Origin of the sequence: Bacillus sp. FJAT-28004 (genome assembly GCF_001280845.1) — a bacterium.
GTDB lineage: Bacteria > Bacillota > Bacilli > Paenibacillales > Paenibacillaceae > Pristimantibacillus.
Window position 1 is genome coordinate 385,587 of record NZ_LGHP01000001.1, and the last position, 14,387, is coordinate 399,973.

The following is a 14,387-nucleotide window of genomic DNA, read 5'->3' on the forward strand; positions in this document are numbered from 1 at the left end:
AAAAACATGGAAAAAGCAATCAAAGAACAGCTGTTAGAATGGGCGGAGGTCGATTACCAGAAGTTTTCTGCTGCGCTTATCCCTACTATTAATAATGTAATAGGCGTCCGGCTGCCAACCCTGCGCAAGCTGGCCCAGACGATAGCAAGGGGAGACTGGCGTAACTATTTAAAGGATGCGGAAAGTGATTATTTTGAAGAGGTTATGCTGCAAGGAATGGTCATCGGATATGCAAAAGCGGATATCGCAGACTTATTGCACTATGTCGCTGAATTTGTTCCGAAAATAGACAATTGGTCGGTTTGCGACAGCTTTTGCATTGGACTGAAATTTACGAAGGCGAATAAGTCGGCCGTGTGGGATTTTTTACAGCCGTATTTGGCCTCAGATAAGGAGTATGAGATCCGTTTTGGCGTCGTTATGCTGCTGGATTTCTATATCGAAGTAGAATACATTGATCGTGTATTGCAACGGCTAGACCAGACCAAGCGAGAGAGCTACTACGTCAAGATGGCGGTAGCATGGGCGTTATCGATTTGTTATATAAAGCTGCCTGAGCCTACTACGAAATATTTGGAGAGAGGTGCTAACTCGTTAGATGATTTCACCTACAACAAAGCTCTGCAAAAAATAACAGAATCATACCGCGTGGATCAAGAAACAAAAACAAGGATTCGCGGTATGAAACGAAAAAACAGTTAAGGCTCAAAGCCTTCCTGGCTTACATAAATATGGTCCTCGGAAAAAACTTGCTTGAACCGCTCGTATACGATGCGATAAGCAGCCGGATGATACCATTCCTCAAGGCCTAGCTGTTCATATAAGGCATGGATTCCTAGTTGGCGGGTTCTTTTTCCACTGCTTCCGTCTCCCATAAAATAGTCATCAATGCATATGCGATCAACGAGCGGCTTTAGTATTTCGGCGAATTGCTCACTGCTCGGCAGCATGGGGGCAATCGTCGCTTGGGTTTTAACGCCTGCATCAGCGAGGAGCTGAAGCGTCTTTAGCCTAGCTTTAATTGGAGGCGCATTCGGTGAGAAATGCTTGCGAATGTCCTCGCGATCCGTTTCCACGGTCATACTGATGCGAACCTTTTCTCCAAGTCGCAAAAATAGATCAATATCTCGCTGAACTAGCGGGCTTCGGGTCTGCACAAACAAAAAATCGGGAGGATCATCAACCATCGCCTCCAGCAAGGAGCGGGTGATTTGTTCCTTATATTCAATAGGCTGATAAGGATCAGTGCTGGATGACATAAAGATGGTAACCGGGCCTTTGGCCTTCGCTTTTAAAAATTGTTTGCGAAAAACTTCAGCGGCGTCCTTCTTAATATCAACCCAAGTGCCCCACTCGGCGCCCCGAAATAAAGAAACAGGCATTTTCCGCACATAGCAGTAGGAACAGCCAAAGGTACACCCCGTATATGGGTTCAAGGAATGACTGTAGCCAGTAAGAAACCCCGTTCCTTTATTCAATAATGTTTTGGGCTGCGTATATAAATATTCGATTTGCATATTAGTGCTTCTCCAGCTGGAGCAGCTTTGTTTTCATTTCTATGCCGCCGCGATAGCCCGTTAGCGATCCGTTTTTTCCGATGACGCGATGGCAGGGGATAGTAATTAAGATCGGATTTTCGCCAATCGCAGTGCCCACTGCACGAGAGGCCGATGGTCGCCGAATTTGATGGGCAATATCGGAGTAGGACTTCGTTTCACCATAAGGAATCTCGCAAAGCGCCTTCCATACATCTTGTTGAAAGGCTGTTCCTTGATAGTCGAAGGGGATACTAAATTGCTTGCGCGAACCTTGAAAGTATTCAGCCAGTTCTATCGTATAGGGTCGGAGCAGCTCTTCATTCTCCAGTAAGGTACTGCCCGGAAAGCGGGTATTTGCCCAGCGAATAAGCTCATCTACCGGTTCATTCTGAGAGCCAATAAAACAAAGTCCTTCCGTTGTAGCTGCAATGTGTATGCTCCAGACCTCGTGAGTGAACAATGTCCAATAAATAGGCGGTTTAGTGTGGTTGGTCATTCGAATGAGCCTCCTCCATCTTCGTTTTCTGTAATTGCCGATAGGTTGCCGGCGTGCAGCCAGTCTTCTTTCTAAATAACGTGACAAAATACGGTGTGTTGCGCAGGCCAACACTTGAGCCAATCTCTGAAATAGTCAAATCGGATGAAATCAGCTGTTCCTTGGCCTTATTGACTCGTATTTGCTGTATATATTCAACAGGTGTTATGTGTTTGATTTTTTTGAAGGTCCGATGCAAGTGGTAGGGGCTGCCGTGACAATGATCTGCAACGACTTGTAAAGTTAAGTTGTTCATATAGTTTCTATCGATATACTCGGCAGCTAAATGGATCCATTCATCATCAGGCAGGCGCTTCCCGGTAGGCTTGCACCGTTTGCATGGGCGAAAATGGGCAGATAAAGCTTGCTCGGCCGTACGGTAAATTGCAATATTTTCTTTATTGGGCGGTTTGGATTTGCAGGATGGCCGGCAAAATATGCCTGTCGTTTTCACCGCGTAAAAAAAGACCCCGTCATAAGAAGCATTGTTGCTTAAGATGGCATGCCACCTTACATCCGTCAATGTTTCTGAACTTTGTTCCTCCATTTTGCTCACCTCTATCATTAGTATAACCTCGAAAGTGAACGTATGTACGCATTTAGGAATGTAAAAGCAAGATAACGAAAGTGAGATACTTAGAGGTGAGACTTTGATCCTGATGTGCAATCGCGTAAAATAGGAAGAGCAACGGTTTTAAGGGAGGAGATCTCATGGAAGCTAAAGTGATAACATTACCCCAATTTCATGTCGTAGGTTACAGTATTGAAGCTAATGTAAAAGAGTTTGAGTCGGGTCTTGGCAAGGACATTTATCGTTCGTTAGTTGAAAGAAAAGAAGAAATTCAAAATAGGAAAAATGAAAATGTTATTTTAATACAAGTTTATCCTATGAAAATGGATTTTGATCCTCTGGTGGATAAGTTTACGAATATAATCGGTTACGAAGTAAGTAAACAAGGCGATGCTTCATTAAATATGATAAATCATACGGTCACTGAAAGTAAGTATGTTACATACAAGCACAAGGGACTTGAATCCGAGCTTAGTCATTCGTACGGCTATGTATATGGCGATTGGATGAGTAAAACTGGAAATGAACCAAAAAATTATGATTTTGAAATTTGGGATGAGAGATATCAACCAGAAAGTCCAGACAATGAGATTGATTTGTATATCGCATTGAAATAATGAAAGGAGCACGAAATGATGTCATTACCACTTTCGAAACAGCTTAATCGAGATTATATGGTCAGCCAACTTGAGGCTTTACTGAACATACCAAGCCCTAGCGGGTACTGTATGGACATTGTGAAGTATTTAGGGGAGGAAGCGGAGAAGCTTGGCTATGCTTTAGAAATAACGCCAAAAGGCAATGGAATGATTACAATTCCAGGCGTTAGTTCCGAGAAGGTGATCGGTATAACCGCGCATCTGGATACGCTTGGAGCGATGGTTCGTTCTATCAAGTCTGATGGGAAACTTCGCTTCACGTCGATCGGGGGCTACAATATGCAAACGGTCGAAGGGGAGTATTGCGTTATTCACACACGCGATGGCCGAAAATATGAGGGAACGGTTTTGTCTACGAAAGCCTCCGTGCATGTGTACTCTGATTCGCGGGAGTGGAAGCGTGAAGAAGCGAATATGGAAATTCGTATTGATGAGCTAGTGAAAACAAAAGCGGATACTGAGGGGCTGGGCATTTCTGTAGGCGATATTATTTCGTGGGAGCCGCGAGTACGCATTTTTCCGAATGGCTGGGTGAAATCACGGCATTTGGACGATAAAGCAAGCGTAGCTGCACTGCTCGGATTAATGGAATGGTTCAAGCGTGAGGGGAATACGCCTGCACATACGTTGAAGCTTATCTTCTCTACCTACGAAGAGGTTGGACACGGAAGCTCCTATATACCTGAGGATATAACGGAAATGATCGCGGTGGACATGGGGGCGCTTGGAGATGATCTTTCTGCGACAGAGCAGGATATATCCATTTGCGCCAAGGATTCGACTGGACCCTATGATTATAATATGACGACCAGGTTGATTGAGCTAGCCAAACGTGAAAAACTAGCATATGCAGTTGATATTTACCCGCATTATGGCTCCGATGCGTCGGCGGCGCTGCGTGGCGGAAGCAATATTCGTGCGGCATTAATCGGACCGGGCGTTCATGCTTCCCACGGCATGGAACGAACTCACGCGGATGCGATTGTCAACACGTCGGCCTTGCTGCTGGCTTATGTGATGGAGTAATAAGCGGACGTGGTTTCGCATGACAAAAGCTGATATACCGGCTGTGAAGGTATAGTTGTGTGCTATGGTGTTAAGAGCGAATAGAAGAGCATCGGGGATGTCGGTGCTCTTCTTTTTGATGATTAATTTTGTCAAAATAGATAATGGAGTAGGACGTTAGTAGAAGTGCACTAATAGTTATATTGGAACAAAATGATAGGATATGCTCGTTGATTTCAGTGCTTTCGAAGCTTTATATTTATCCCGAATGATGTTCGATAATCCTGATAGGTGCAAAATATAGATCACTGAAAAGCATGAATGTTTAACCGAGAGCTATGGAATATCCGCTTTTTGGGCTTACTTCGGCCCTTTTTTTAGTTGAAACTCATCTTTCTTTTGTTTTTTAAGTGTAAATATTGGGTTTTTAGGTGTTAAAACGTACTGGAAAAAGAGAAATGCAAAATATGTCGAATGATGTTTTACTGCTGCTTAGGTAGGATGCTGGCCAATAGTCCCTTATTTTTTCGTTAAATGAGTGAAATTTTGAAAGGAATAGTTGACTGGATAAAAGTGGTAAAAAGACAAAATCCTTTATAATATATGGGTTAAAGAGAAAAAAATAAGCATGGATGTATGAGTCTGAAGTGGGACTTTCGCCAAACTACTGTAAAGCGCTTTCAAAAGTCAGAATTATCAATTTCAACGTAAAAAGCATGCCATGTTATATCCCACTATTCGCATCAATTAGGAGTCCGTACTTATGAAAACCATAATGAAAATGAGCAAGATTGTCTAAGTGACACCATGTCTTTATTCCCTCAAGAATTATTATCATCTGTGTCATACTAGAGTGCAAAGAGAGACAAGAAGCTATCCAAAATTCAAAATGTACGAGTGAGCTGATGAATGGAGGTTTCAGAGATGAACGTTTCAAATCAGGAGCAGAAGCGGATGAAGCTGAAGCAGTTTTTGAAAATACTATCCGAGGACCCTTCTCTATTACAGAAAGACGAGCAATCGGAAGCAAGGTCGTTGCCTGAGCTGCTTATGGCAACCGGCTTCCCTATTCACAATGAACCGATCGACATGGCAAAGCTGGTGTCACAGCTGCTCGGTAAGATCGGCCTGCAAGCTTGCTCTGCCGATATGATGGAGCATGTGATGAATGGCGGGACCGTCGATGAGTTCATAAAGAACACGAGATAATAGATTTAACTTTTTTAGCAGGTATTCATAATAAAGAATAATCCTGTAAACGAATGACGTCCAAAAGTTCGCGTTTTGAATAATGAGAAAATTTTAATATTCATTAAGAACAACTTTCGTGAAGCGCATGAACGGATGATTTTATTAGTAATGGAGGAAATGATTTGGAATTAAAACAGTATTGGATCATCGTCAGAAGAAGGTTATTGATGATAGCCTTGATTATTTCAGTAAGCTGTCTGACCATCGGCATATACTCCAACTACTTTATCAAACCACAGTATGAAGCATCCGCTAAGTTAATCGTCAACCAAGTTAAGGAGAGCAGTTCGCTCATACCGAGCATAGACCTTGGATCGATAAACACCACGATTGGACTTATCAAAACCTATAAAGAAATTTTGAGAACGCCACGAATGATGAAGCGGGTTGTAAAGCAATACCCGGATCTTGGTGTGACGTATGGCGAGCTAATCGGCAAGGTAAGCGTAAGTTCAGTGAATGAAACACAGGTCATGTCCATCTCGGTACGGGATGACTCTTATGAGCAAGCCGCAAAAATTGCGAATGCGGTTGCCATCGTTTTTCAAAAATCAGTTCCAGAGCTGATGAAGGTAGATAATGTTTCAGTGCTTGACCAAGCTGATCCACATGAACAACACGGTCCGGTTGCACCGAATCCAAAGATGAACATTGCGGTCACGTTCATGCTGGCATTGATGGCGGGTGTAGGCATATCCTTCCTGCTGGATTACTTGGATGACACGATTAAGACCGAGGAAGACATCGAGGCACTGCTGGAGGTACCGGTATTGACGTCGATTCCAAAGTTTGAAGAGCGTGATTCGATGGACAACAGCAGCAGCACTACGTTAATGCCGAATTCAGGGAGGGGAAAAAATGTCTCATTTGATTCCTAAGTGGAACTTAATTACCGAGCTTAATCCCAAATCGCCCATTTCTGAAGGGTACCGAATGCTGCGGACGAACATCGAGTTCTCGACGATAAATCAAAAGCTGCAAATTATTATGGTCACCTCTTCTAAACCAAGCGAGGGCAAAAGCACGACTTGCGCCAATATGGCTGTCGCTTTTGCTCAAGCAAACAAAAAGGTACTGCTGATTGATGCGGATCTTCGCAAGCCTTCTCAGCATCATATCTTTGGAAAGTCCAACCGGAGCGGTCTAACGACGGCTTTATTGAACCAACTGAAACTCGAGGACATTATCCAGTTCACGAATACGGACAACCTGTCCATTATACAAGCGGGGCCTACGCCTCCCAATCCTTCAGAGCTGCTCTCGTCTTTGCAAATGGCGGATCTGCTTAAGACAGCTAGAGAGCGATACGATATGGTCATCATCGATACGCCGCCAATTATGTCAGTGACAGATGCTCAGATTGTGGCAACACAAAGTGATGGCGTCGTTCTCGTTATCGACTCGGGTAAAGTGAAAAAGGATATTGCACTTAAAGCAAAGGCGTCACTTGAGCATGTAAAAGCAAATCTTATCGGCGTCGTGCTGAATAAGATCAATCGAAATCATTCAGATATCTACTCTTACTACTACGGGGAAAAGACGGATGCTTAAGCATCCTTGCTCCCGCAGCTAGAAGCAAGGAATAGATAGGTAATGTCTCCTGCACCTCTATCACCGGAGGCACTCGGTCATGCTGTGGGTCAGCCGACCTTAGACGTTAATCGTCAAGGGTGTGACGTGAGGAGGGGTTAAATGCCCCTTAAGAACAAAAAAAATAATAGGATAGGGTGAAATCAAATGAAAAAAGTGAGAAAAGCCATTATCCCCGCCGCAGGACTCGGTACCCGGTTCTTACCGGCAACCAAAGCGATGCCTAAAGAAATGCTTCCAATCGTCGATAAGCCTACTATTCAGTACATTGTAGAGGAAGCGATTGAGTCAGGCGTTGAGGATATCATCGTCGTAACTGGTAAAGGGAAGCGTGCAATTGAGGATCACTTCGATATCGCATTTGAGCTTGAGCATATATTAGAACAAAAAGGTAAGTTCGACATATTGGAAAAAGTAAGGAAATCATCAAATGTGAATCTTCACTACATAAGGCAAAAAGAAGCAAAGGGACTTGGGCATGCGGTATGGTGCGCTCGCAACTTTATTGGGGACGAGCCATTTGCCGTGCTTCTCGGGGATGATATCGTGGAAGCGGAGACTCCTTGCACGAGGCAGCTCATTGAACAATATGAGAAAACCGGCCGCTCCGTCATTGGCGTTCAGACGGTTGGCGTGGATCAGACGCATCGATACGGAATCGTTGATCCAGGACAGCGGGTAGATAATCTTTATGAGGTCAACCGTTTTGTGGAGAAGCCGCCGCAAGGACAAGCTCCTTCCAATCTAGCGATTATGGGTCGTTACGTGCTCACTCCCGATATATTCGAGTATTTAGGCCAGCATGAGCGCGGAGCTGGAGGAGAAATTCAGCTTACGGATGCCATACAAAAGCTCAACGTAGATAAAGGAGTCTACGCTTTTGATTTCCAAGGCATTCGCTATGACGTTGGAGAAAAGCTTGGCTTCATTATGACAACGCTGGATTTTGCATTAAGAAATAATGAACTTAAGTATCAGCTTATGACTGAGCTTGAGGAATTAATGGAACGGGAGCTTAGCAAGCAGTTAATAGCTGGAAGGAGCGAAAGAAGATGACACCTCCACAATATCAGGATGAAGCGGCAATCGGCGTTTCTGATTACTATTCGAATAGGCGTAACGTTGAGAAAACGATAAGCATGTATTCGATTCTCAAACGTACGATTGACATTGTTGGTTCGCTAGTTGGTTTATTCCTGTTAAGCCCGCTGTTTATCATCATCGCTATCCTTATTAAGTGGGAGGACCCTAAAGGTTCTGTCTTCTTCTATCAGACGAGGATCGGCAAGGATGAGAAGCCGTTTCGCATGTATAAATTCCGCTCGATGCTAACTGGTGCCGAAGATAAGCTAAAGGAGCTGCTTGATAAGAACGAAATCAGCGGTGCTATGTTCAAGATGAAGGATGATCCGCGCATTACGAAAATCGGCAAGGTGATTCGTAAAACGAGCATCGATGAGTTGCCTCAACTGCTGAACGTGCTAAGAGGCGAAATGTCTTTGGTTGGTCCAAGGCCGCCTCTTTCGCGGGAGGTAGCGGAATATACGGAGTACGACAAGCAGCGCTTGTCCGTAACGCCAGGCTGCACGGGGCTATGGCAGGTAAGCGGCAGAAACAATCTATGCTTCAAGCAAATGGTTGAGCTAGACCTGACCTATATTCAGAAGCGATGCATTTGGTTTGATTTTAAAATTATGCTGAGAACGGTGAAAACCATAGTCGGTTCTCAGGATGCTTTTTAAAGAGCTAATGCTTACGAAGATAGTTTTGCTCCGCAAAACAAGCTAATGCTTACGAAGATAGTTTTGCTCCGCAAAACTTTGAGGAGTTGATAAAAATGGCAAGGATCCTGCATATTTCGGAGTTTACTAAGGGCGGCATCGAGACGCACTTGAACGAGGTGCTGAGCTACCAAGCGAGCAGACATGATATTTATCTTATGGCTTCTGAGCAGAATTCCAGCCCTGAATCGCTTCAAATTAGCCAAGATCGATTGTGCTTGTACCCTTACAAGAGAAAGCCTGCTTATTTTGTGAAAGCCATAAAAGCTATTCATCGTAAGGTAAAGGAATTTAAACCTGATATTGTACATGTACATGGAACGTTCGCAGGTGTTTTCCTGCGGACGTTGTTTTTTTTCAAGAGTCAGCGTCCGATCGTCATCTATAACGCACATGGCTGGGCATTTCTGATGGATATTAAGCCGTGGAAGCAGCGGGTATTCGCCTTAGTTGAGAAGACGATGGCACTTAGGACCGATTTCATTATTAACATTTCCAAGCATGAATATGAGAAGGCAATGCATTACGGACTGCCAGCGGCCAAATCGGGAGTCGTCTATAACGGTGTTTCAGATACGTCAGCATTGAGCAAACCTCCTTTTGAGACTGATCCTGGCATGATTCATTTACTTTATGTAGGGCGCTTCGATCGTCAGAAGGGTTTTGATCTGCTGCTAGAGGTGTTCAGCGAGCATCGGTTCACGAACGTTCGTCTATATTTGGTTGGCGATACCGTGCTGGAGGAAGTTGAATATATCTTTCCTGAGAACACGATTAAGATCGGCTGGGTAGATAATTCTCAGATTGACCGTTATATGCAATCCTGTGACGCGGTAATCATTCCATCACGCTGGGAAGGCTTTGGCATCGTCGCCATTGAAGCACTGCGGAATAAGAAGCCGGTCATTGCAAGCAATCGAGGCGCGCTTCCGGAAATTATTAGCGATGGCGTTAACGGGTATGTATTTGACTTCGACAATAAGCAAGAGCTGGCGGATATCATTCATGAACTGGACAAGTCGAAACTGAAAGAGCTGGGACTAGCCGGATGGGACATTTTCCAAGAGAAATTCCATTCAGATAAAATGAATAACCAAATCGAGCGGCTATACGAGGAAGCCTTGCAAAAACAAAGCAAATCGTTCTCCTCCGCCGTCAAAAAATACGTCTAGATTTACGGGGATGAAGAGAAGATGAGCCAAAGCTTGCAAAGCAATCTAGTGATTAAAGCTAAATTAGCCAAAAAAGAAGAGAAGGAACAGATCTTTTTGGCGATTTATTTGTGCTTTTTGCTGGTGCTGACCGTCTACCAGGATTTCCCGTTAGTTAATATGATCGGCGAGATCGGCAGGTCACCCATTATTTTGCTAGTTCCGTTTTTTGTGTTTTGTGAAATTGGGCTGCTGGCGAAGCATAAGCGGGTGATGCATGGCACCATGCTGCAGAAGTATATATTCGGGTTTATTTTGTATTTGAGCTTTATCAGCATTGTGTATTTGCTTATTCAATTTATTCAAGGCAGCTATAGCTTCGGCTCAGAGGGGCTGCTCGGCAAAGCGATAAAGGTGCTCATTTATTTTGTGCTCATTCTGCTTTACATCAGGCATATGCAGCTCGTTTTTTCCAAAATCACAAGCTTTAAAACGCTGTATGGCTGTTTCCTTGCGATCGTTACGCTGCTGACGGCCATCATGATTTTGGAGCTTATGAGTATGCCGAACGCATTCACGTATTTGCATGCAGGGAACAATCCCTATTGGAGGGTCAGGATGCTAACCTCGGAGAGCAGCACGACGGGCTCTATCGTTGTGGTGTATGCATCCATTCTGGTGTATTTAACGAAGTATTTAAATCGCTTTGGCAGGACGCTAACGATCGTCTATGCTTCAGGTTTTTTTCTATTTTACTTATTTATTACAGGTTCCAAAGGGTTTATGATTATCAGCTTATTCACGCTAGTCGTGACCATGATCAAGTTTTTGGATTTTCGGAAAAAGAAAAATTTTATTTTGCTCATCTCAGTCGTTCTGGCCATGTATATGTTCATCACTAATTTTTCTGCGGGGCTGGTCAGCTCGTTCAGTAATGACATCGAAAACTACACATCTTCCTACACGCGTATGGGAACGATCATTATCTCGCTGATTACGGTGTTTCACAATCCGCTCGGGGTTGGCACAGGAGCATATCTCATGTATTTCGATAAGTATGTGAATGATTCGATCAGCATGATGTCCCATTTCTATTACAATACATTTGGCATCAGCCAAATTAATGCGGGGGAGCTGTTGCAATATTCGGGTTCGGATAAAAACTTAGGCGTCAAATCAGGCTTTTTCCAATGGATTATGTTTGGCGGGCTTTTCGCGGTCTTGTTCTTCTATCTGCTTGCCAAAAACCTGATCGTCAAAGTGAAATCCAGCTCTATTCTATTTCTTGCCTTAGTCTTTATCTTATTTTCAATGCTCCTCGTTTCCTTGGAGATTAAATATGAGATTTGGCTGCTCTTTGCTTTTATTAGTCTTTATTTAGGCAAAAACGAAATACAACAACCAAAAAGGTCGGGGATATCCAAATGAAAATGCTTGTGGTATGCAGTGATTTTCCCTATCCCGCCGATCATGGCGGTAGGGTAGACACATGGGGGAGAATCAAGGTTTTGGCTGAGCTTGGCTGGAAGCTGCATTTGCTCGTCTGCGGCAAGCAGATGCCATCCAAGGAAGAAATGGACACGGTATATGAATACGTGGAAAAGATTACACTTTGTGATCGAAGACGCAAGCTAGCTGATTTACTGCATGTTATTCCGATGCAGGTGCAGTCGCGAAGTGAGCTCAGGAACGTAGAGCTGGCAGGGGATTACGATTATGTTCTGCTTGAAGGCGACTACGTGTATCCGGTTTTGCAGAACCCGAAGATCAAGCATGACACAGTCATCCTGCGGGTGCATAACGATGAAGCGGTATATTTCAAGGCGCTTGCCAAAAGCACTAAAAATGTCGTCCACAAAATGTATTACCACATGGAAAGCAGTAAATTCACGGTTTTGCAGAAAAAAATGCTGCAGAAGGTGGATAAATACTTGTTTATATCGAGCAAGGAGTTTGAAAGCTTCCGAAAGCAGCATCCTGCTGCAAAAAGCTTATTCCTGCCTCCTCCGGTAACGAAGGGCAGCTTCGAGGCAAGTGATTTCCGCAGCAAGCATGTCGTATTCATCGGATCCTTGTTTATGCCAAATAACAGAGAAGCGATTCAGTGGTATCTGGAGCATATACACCCGCTGATGCTGAAGGAGCCGAATTATAAGTTTATCGTGGCAGGGAACAGCAGAAAACAGAGCCTCAGCTGGCTCGATAGCTACAACCTAACGAACGTCATTGTACATGACACGCCGAAGAGTTTGGATGAGATTTATCGGAGCGGCTATTTATTTGTTAATCCGATGCAGAACGGAGCGGGCGTCAAGCTGAAAACGATTGAAGCTATCCAGAATGGCTTGCCGGTTATCTCGACCTCCATCGGCTACGAGGGGACAGGTCTTGTGGATAATGAGCATATTATGGTCGCTGATCGACCGGAGCAATTTTATGGGAAAATCAAGCAGCTATTCGATAATCCGGAAACGGCCAAATCGTTGCTGGAGTCGTCGCAAAACTTCTTGCGCACGCATTACAACCATAAAGAAGTGCTTAACACGTATATTCAATCCTTGAACGTCAGTTATCCAGTAAAGCAGGTGCTCTAGAATGAGTCGAAGTAAAACGAATGTTTTGTTTGTTACCCATGCGGATAAAAAGGGCGGAGCTGAGCAAAGCCTGATTCATTTAATTAATTACTTGGATACGTCGAAATATCGGATTTTCTTGTTAAGTCCGCGCGATGCGACGTATCTAAATGAAATTAGATCGGAATATGTTCATTTCCCGCTGCAGCTGGGCAGCATTAAGAAAAAATTAGGCTTAGGTTATATAGAAACGGTTCTTAAGATCCAATCATTTGTGCGTAAAAATCGTATCGACATCGTTCATGCAAATGGCTGGCGAGCACCTTGGTATACAGCTCCACTGAAGTTTATGACGAAGAGCAAGCTGATCTGGCATCACCGTGACTATACCCATTTGCGTATGTTCAACCAAGTGCTGCCGCGGTTTTTTGATCGGGTTATTTGTATCTCGCAATTTGTAGCGAATTCGATTAAGGGCAACAACAAGACGATTATTTATAACGGTGTTGATCCAGAGCTTGCTTTGACGAGGAAGAGCAGGGACTTTATGGAGGATGATACGCTAGTGATCGGCACGTTCGGGCGTATCGTGGAATGGAAAAGATACCATCTCATGATTGAGGCGGTGAAGAAGCTTTCGGACAGCAATCGGAACAATTGGAAGCTGCTCATCGTGGGTGACGCTTCAGTTGACGGGTCGGATGACTATTACAATGACATGATCAAGAAGGTGCTGTCATACGGCTTGGAGCATCATGTTATCTTCTATGGCTACAGTAAAAAACCGCTTGATGTGATGAAGGAATGTGATTTAACGATAAACTTCTCGCTTAACGAGCCGTTTGGGAGAGTCATTATTGAATCGATGCTCGTACAAACGCCAGTTATCGTTGCGGATTCTGGCGGAGCGCCAGAGATCATACATCAGACGAGAGGCGGCTTCATCGTGAAGGATGGCGATGTGGAAGAGCTGTATCAGACGATTCGGAGCGTGTACGACCAACAGGTTGATTATGAGGAATTATCGAGTCAAGGTTATACGAGCGTGATGAATGACTTTAATATGTGCTCCATTGCGAAGAAGGTGGAGTCGACGTATCGTGAGCTGCTCGCGCCAAACCTAAAATCGGAAGCGGCAGGCGGGATGGTCAGATGAGTACCTTCAATCAAATAAGTTTCGGCAAGCTGCTGGCCGTACTGAAGGGGGCAGCTATTCTTCCGATCAAGACGAGTGCAGTTGGCAGGCTTGGACGGATTTCCGGGAAACTTACCTTGAGAAACAAAGGTCGGTTCATTGTTGGCAAAAATGTTTCCTTCCACTCGAAGCCGTTGCCTTCATCGATTTCCGTTGAGAAGCAAGCGGAGCTTTGGGTCGGGGATAATGTGTTTTTTAATTATGGCCTCGATATCGGCTGCACCAAGTCGATCCGAATCGGCAGCAATACGATTATCGGTCCGATGGTGAACATTATTGATACGAACTTTCACCCCGTTGATATGGAGGATGGTGCAGGCAGCAAAGACATCATCATTTCGGATAATGTGTGGATTGGACGCGGTGTTGTTATTTTGCCTGGCGTAACGATTGGCCGTGGCTCGGTCATTGCGGCTGGCAGTATCGTAACAAGGAATATTCCGGAAAATGTGCTGGCAGGCGGTGCTCCCGCAAAGATTATTCGCGAGCTCCAGATCACGAAGGAATGGGTTCGCAGATATAACTGAAGGGAGCGTAA

16 protein-coding genes are annotated in these 14,387 nt (G+C 44.3%); 13 read left to right on the forward strand and 3 right to left on the reverse strand.

Going from position 1 to position 14,387, the window contains the following annotated elements; all coding sequences use genetic code 11:
- Positions 1-6 precede the first annotated feature (6 nt).
- Complete coding sequence (locus AC787_RS01545) at positions 7-702, forward strand: DNA alkylation repair protein (protein ID WP_054023183.1); 696 nt, start codon at positions 7-9, stop codon at positions 700-702.
- Here AC787_RS01545 and AC787_RS01550 read toward each other — a convergent pair.
- From AC787_RS01550 to AC787_RS01560, 3 genes are read right to left on the reverse strand one after another with little or no spacing between them, the layout of a single operon-like run.
- Positions 699-1,517 (reverse strand): SPL family radical SAM protein, encoded by an 819-nt coding sequence (locus AC787_RS01550; RefSeq protein ID WP_054023184.1) that lies wholly within the window; start codon positions 1,515-1,517, stop codon positions 699-701. The two genes, AC787_RS01545 and AC787_RS01550, sit on opposite strands and share 4 nt — an antisense overlap.
- A 1-nt stretch (position 1,518) precedes the next feature.
- The gene (locus tag AC787_RS01555; RefSeq protein WP_054023185.1) at positions 1,519-2,034 is read right to left on the reverse strand and encodes a methylated-DNA--[protein]-cysteine S-methyltransferase; all 516 of its coding nucleotides are present in this window, start codon (positions 2,032-2,034) and stop codon (positions 1,519-1,521) included.
- Entirely contained in the window at positions 2,018-2,620 is a 603-nt protein-coding gene (locus AC787_RS01560; RefSeq protein WP_054023186.1) for a bifunctional transcriptional activator/DNA repair enzyme AdaA, read from the reverse strand. Before AC787_RS01560 ends, AC787_RS01555 begins: the two co-directional genes overlap by 17 nt.
- A 164-nt stretch (positions 2,621-2,784) precedes the next feature.
- Here AC787_RS01560 and AC787_RS01565 point away from each other — a divergent pair, with 164 nt between their 5' ends.
- From AC787_RS01565 to AC787_RS01620, 12 genes are all read left to right on the forward strand, one after another.
- Positions 2,785-3,261: a GyrI-like domain-containing protein gene (locus AC787_RS01565; protein ID WP_054023187.1), complete on the forward strand. Its 477-nt coding sequence runs from the start codon at positions 2,785-2,787 to the stop codon at positions 3,259-3,261.
- 18 nt (positions 3,262-3,279) lie between these two features.
- A complete protein-coding gene (locus tag AC787_RS01570) occupies positions 3,280-4,329 on the forward strand; it encodes a M42 family metallopeptidase (protein ID WP_054023188.1) in 1,050 nt (349 codons plus the stop codon).
- A 903-nt stretch (positions 4,330-5,232) separates the two neighbouring features.
- Entirely contained in the window at positions 5,233-5,517 is a 285-nt protein-coding gene (locus AC787_RS01575) for a hypothetical protein (RefSeq protein ID WP_054023189.1), read from the forward strand.
- 164 nt (positions 5,518-5,681) lie between these two features.
- Positions 5,682-6,437 carry a YveK family protein gene (locus tag AC787_RS01580; protein ID WP_054023190.1) on the forward strand — a complete coding sequence of 252 codons (756 nt, stop codon included), beginning with the start codon at positions 5,682-5,684 and terminating at the stop codon, positions 6,435-6,437.
- Positions 6,418-7,110, forward strand: coding sequence for a CpsD/CapB family tyrosine-protein kinase (locus AC787_RS01585; protein WP_054023191.1), 693 nt, complete (start codon positions 6,418-6,420; stop codon positions 7,108-7,110). Before AC787_RS01580 ends, AC787_RS01585 begins: the two co-directional genes overlap by 20 nt.
- 186 nt (positions 7,111-7,296) lie before the next feature.
- Positions 7,297-8,205, forward strand: a complete 909-nt coding sequence (gene galU, locus AC787_RS01590) for a UTP--glucose-1-phosphate uridylyltransferase GalU (RefSeq protein ID WP_054023192.1) — start codon at positions 7,297-7,299, stop codon at positions 8,203-8,205.
- Positions 8,202-8,891, forward strand: a complete 690-nt coding sequence (locus AC787_RS01595) for a sugar transferase (protein ID WP_082360589.1) — start codon at positions 8,202-8,204, stop codon at positions 8,889-8,891. The genes galU and AC787_RS01595 overlap by 4 nt, the downstream gene beginning before the upstream one ends.
- A gap of 95 nt (positions 8,892-8,986) precedes the next feature.
- Entirely contained in the window at positions 8,987-10,102 is a 1,116-nt protein-coding gene (locus tag AC787_RS01600) for a glycosyltransferase (RefSeq protein ID WP_054023193.1), read from the forward strand.
- 21 nt (positions 10,103-10,123) lie between these two features.
- Entirely contained in the window at positions 10,124-11,509 is a 1,386-nt protein-coding gene (locus AC787_RS01605; protein ID WP_054023194.1) for a hypothetical protein, read from the forward strand.
- Positions 11,506-12,675: a glycosyltransferase family 4 protein gene (locus tag AC787_RS01610; protein ID WP_054023195.1), complete on the forward strand. Its 1,170-nt coding sequence runs from the start codon at positions 11,506-11,508 to the stop codon at positions 12,673-12,675. Before AC787_RS01605 ends, AC787_RS01610 begins: the two co-directional genes overlap by 4 nt.
- A 1-nt stretch (position 12,676) precedes the next feature.
- Complete coding sequence (locus tag AC787_RS01615; RefSeq protein ID WP_054023196.1) at positions 12,677-13,810, forward strand: glycosyltransferase; 1,134 nt, start codon at positions 12,677-12,679, stop codon at positions 13,808-13,810.
- Complete coding sequence (locus AC787_RS01620; RefSeq protein ID WP_054023197.1) at positions 13,807-14,376, forward strand: DapH/DapD/GlmU-related protein; 570 nt, start codon at positions 13,807-13,809, stop codon at positions 14,374-14,376. The genes AC787_RS01615 and AC787_RS01620 overlap by 4 nt, the downstream gene beginning before the upstream one ends.
- The last annotated feature ends 11 nt before the right edge of the window (positions 14,377-14,387 follow it).

Coding starts and splice junctions, on each gene's coding strand:
- AC787_RS01595 (WP_082360589.1), top strand. CDS start 8,202: ATGACACCTCCACAATATCAGGATGAAGCGGCAATCGGCGTTTCTGAT.
- AC787_RS01615 (WP_054023196.1), top strand. CDS start 12,677: ATGAGTCGAAGTAAAACGAATGTTTTGTTTGTTACCCATGCGGATAAA.
- AC787_RS01600 (WP_054023193.1), top strand. CDS start 8,987: ATGGCAAGGATCCTGCATATTTCGGAGTTTACTAAGGGCGGCATCGAG.
- AC787_RS01565 (WP_054023187.1), top strand. CDS start 2,785: ATGGAAGCTAAAGTGATAACATTACCCCAATTTCATGTCGTAGGTTAC.
- AC787_RS01570 (WP_054023188.1), top strand. CDS start 3,280: ATGTCATTACCACTTTCGAAACAGCTTAATCGAGATTATATGGTCAGC.
- AC787_RS01585 (WP_054023191.1), top strand. CDS start 6,418: ATGTCTCATTTGATTCCTAAGTGGAACTTAATTACCGAGCTTAATCCC.
- AC787_RS01545 (WP_054023183.1), top strand. CDS start 7: ATGGAAAAAGCAATCAAAGAACAGCTGTTAGAATGGGCGGAGGTCGAT.
- AC787_RS01560 (WP_054023186.1), bottom strand. CDS start 2,620: ATGGAGGAACAAAGTTCAGAAACATTGACGGATGTAAGGTGGCATGCC.
- AC787_RS01610 (WP_054023195.1), top strand. CDS start 11,506: ATGAAAATGCTTGTGGTATGCAGTGATTTTCCCTATCCCGCCGATCAT.
- AC787_RS01550 (WP_054023184.1), bottom strand. CDS start 1,517: ATGCAAATCGAATATTTATATACGCAGCCCAAAACATTATTGAATAAA.
- AC787_RS01620 (WP_054023197.1), top strand. CDS start 13,807: ATGAGTACCTTCAATCAAATAAGTTTCGGCAAGCTGCTGGCCGTACTG.
- AC787_RS01575 (WP_054023189.1), top strand. CDS start 5,233: ATGAACGTTTCAAATCAGGAGCAGAAGCGGATGAAGCTGAAGCAGTTT.
- galU (WP_054023192.1), top strand. CDS start 7,297: ATGAAAAAAGTGAGAAAAGCCATTATCCCCGCCGCAGGACTCGGTACC.
- AC787_RS01555 (WP_054023185.1), bottom strand. CDS start 2,034: ATGACCAACCACACTAAACCGCCTATTTATTGGACATTGTTCACTCAC.
- AC787_RS01605 (WP_054023194.1), top strand. CDS start 10,124: ATGAGCCAAAGCTTGCAAAGCAATCTAGTGATTAAAGCTAAATTAGCC.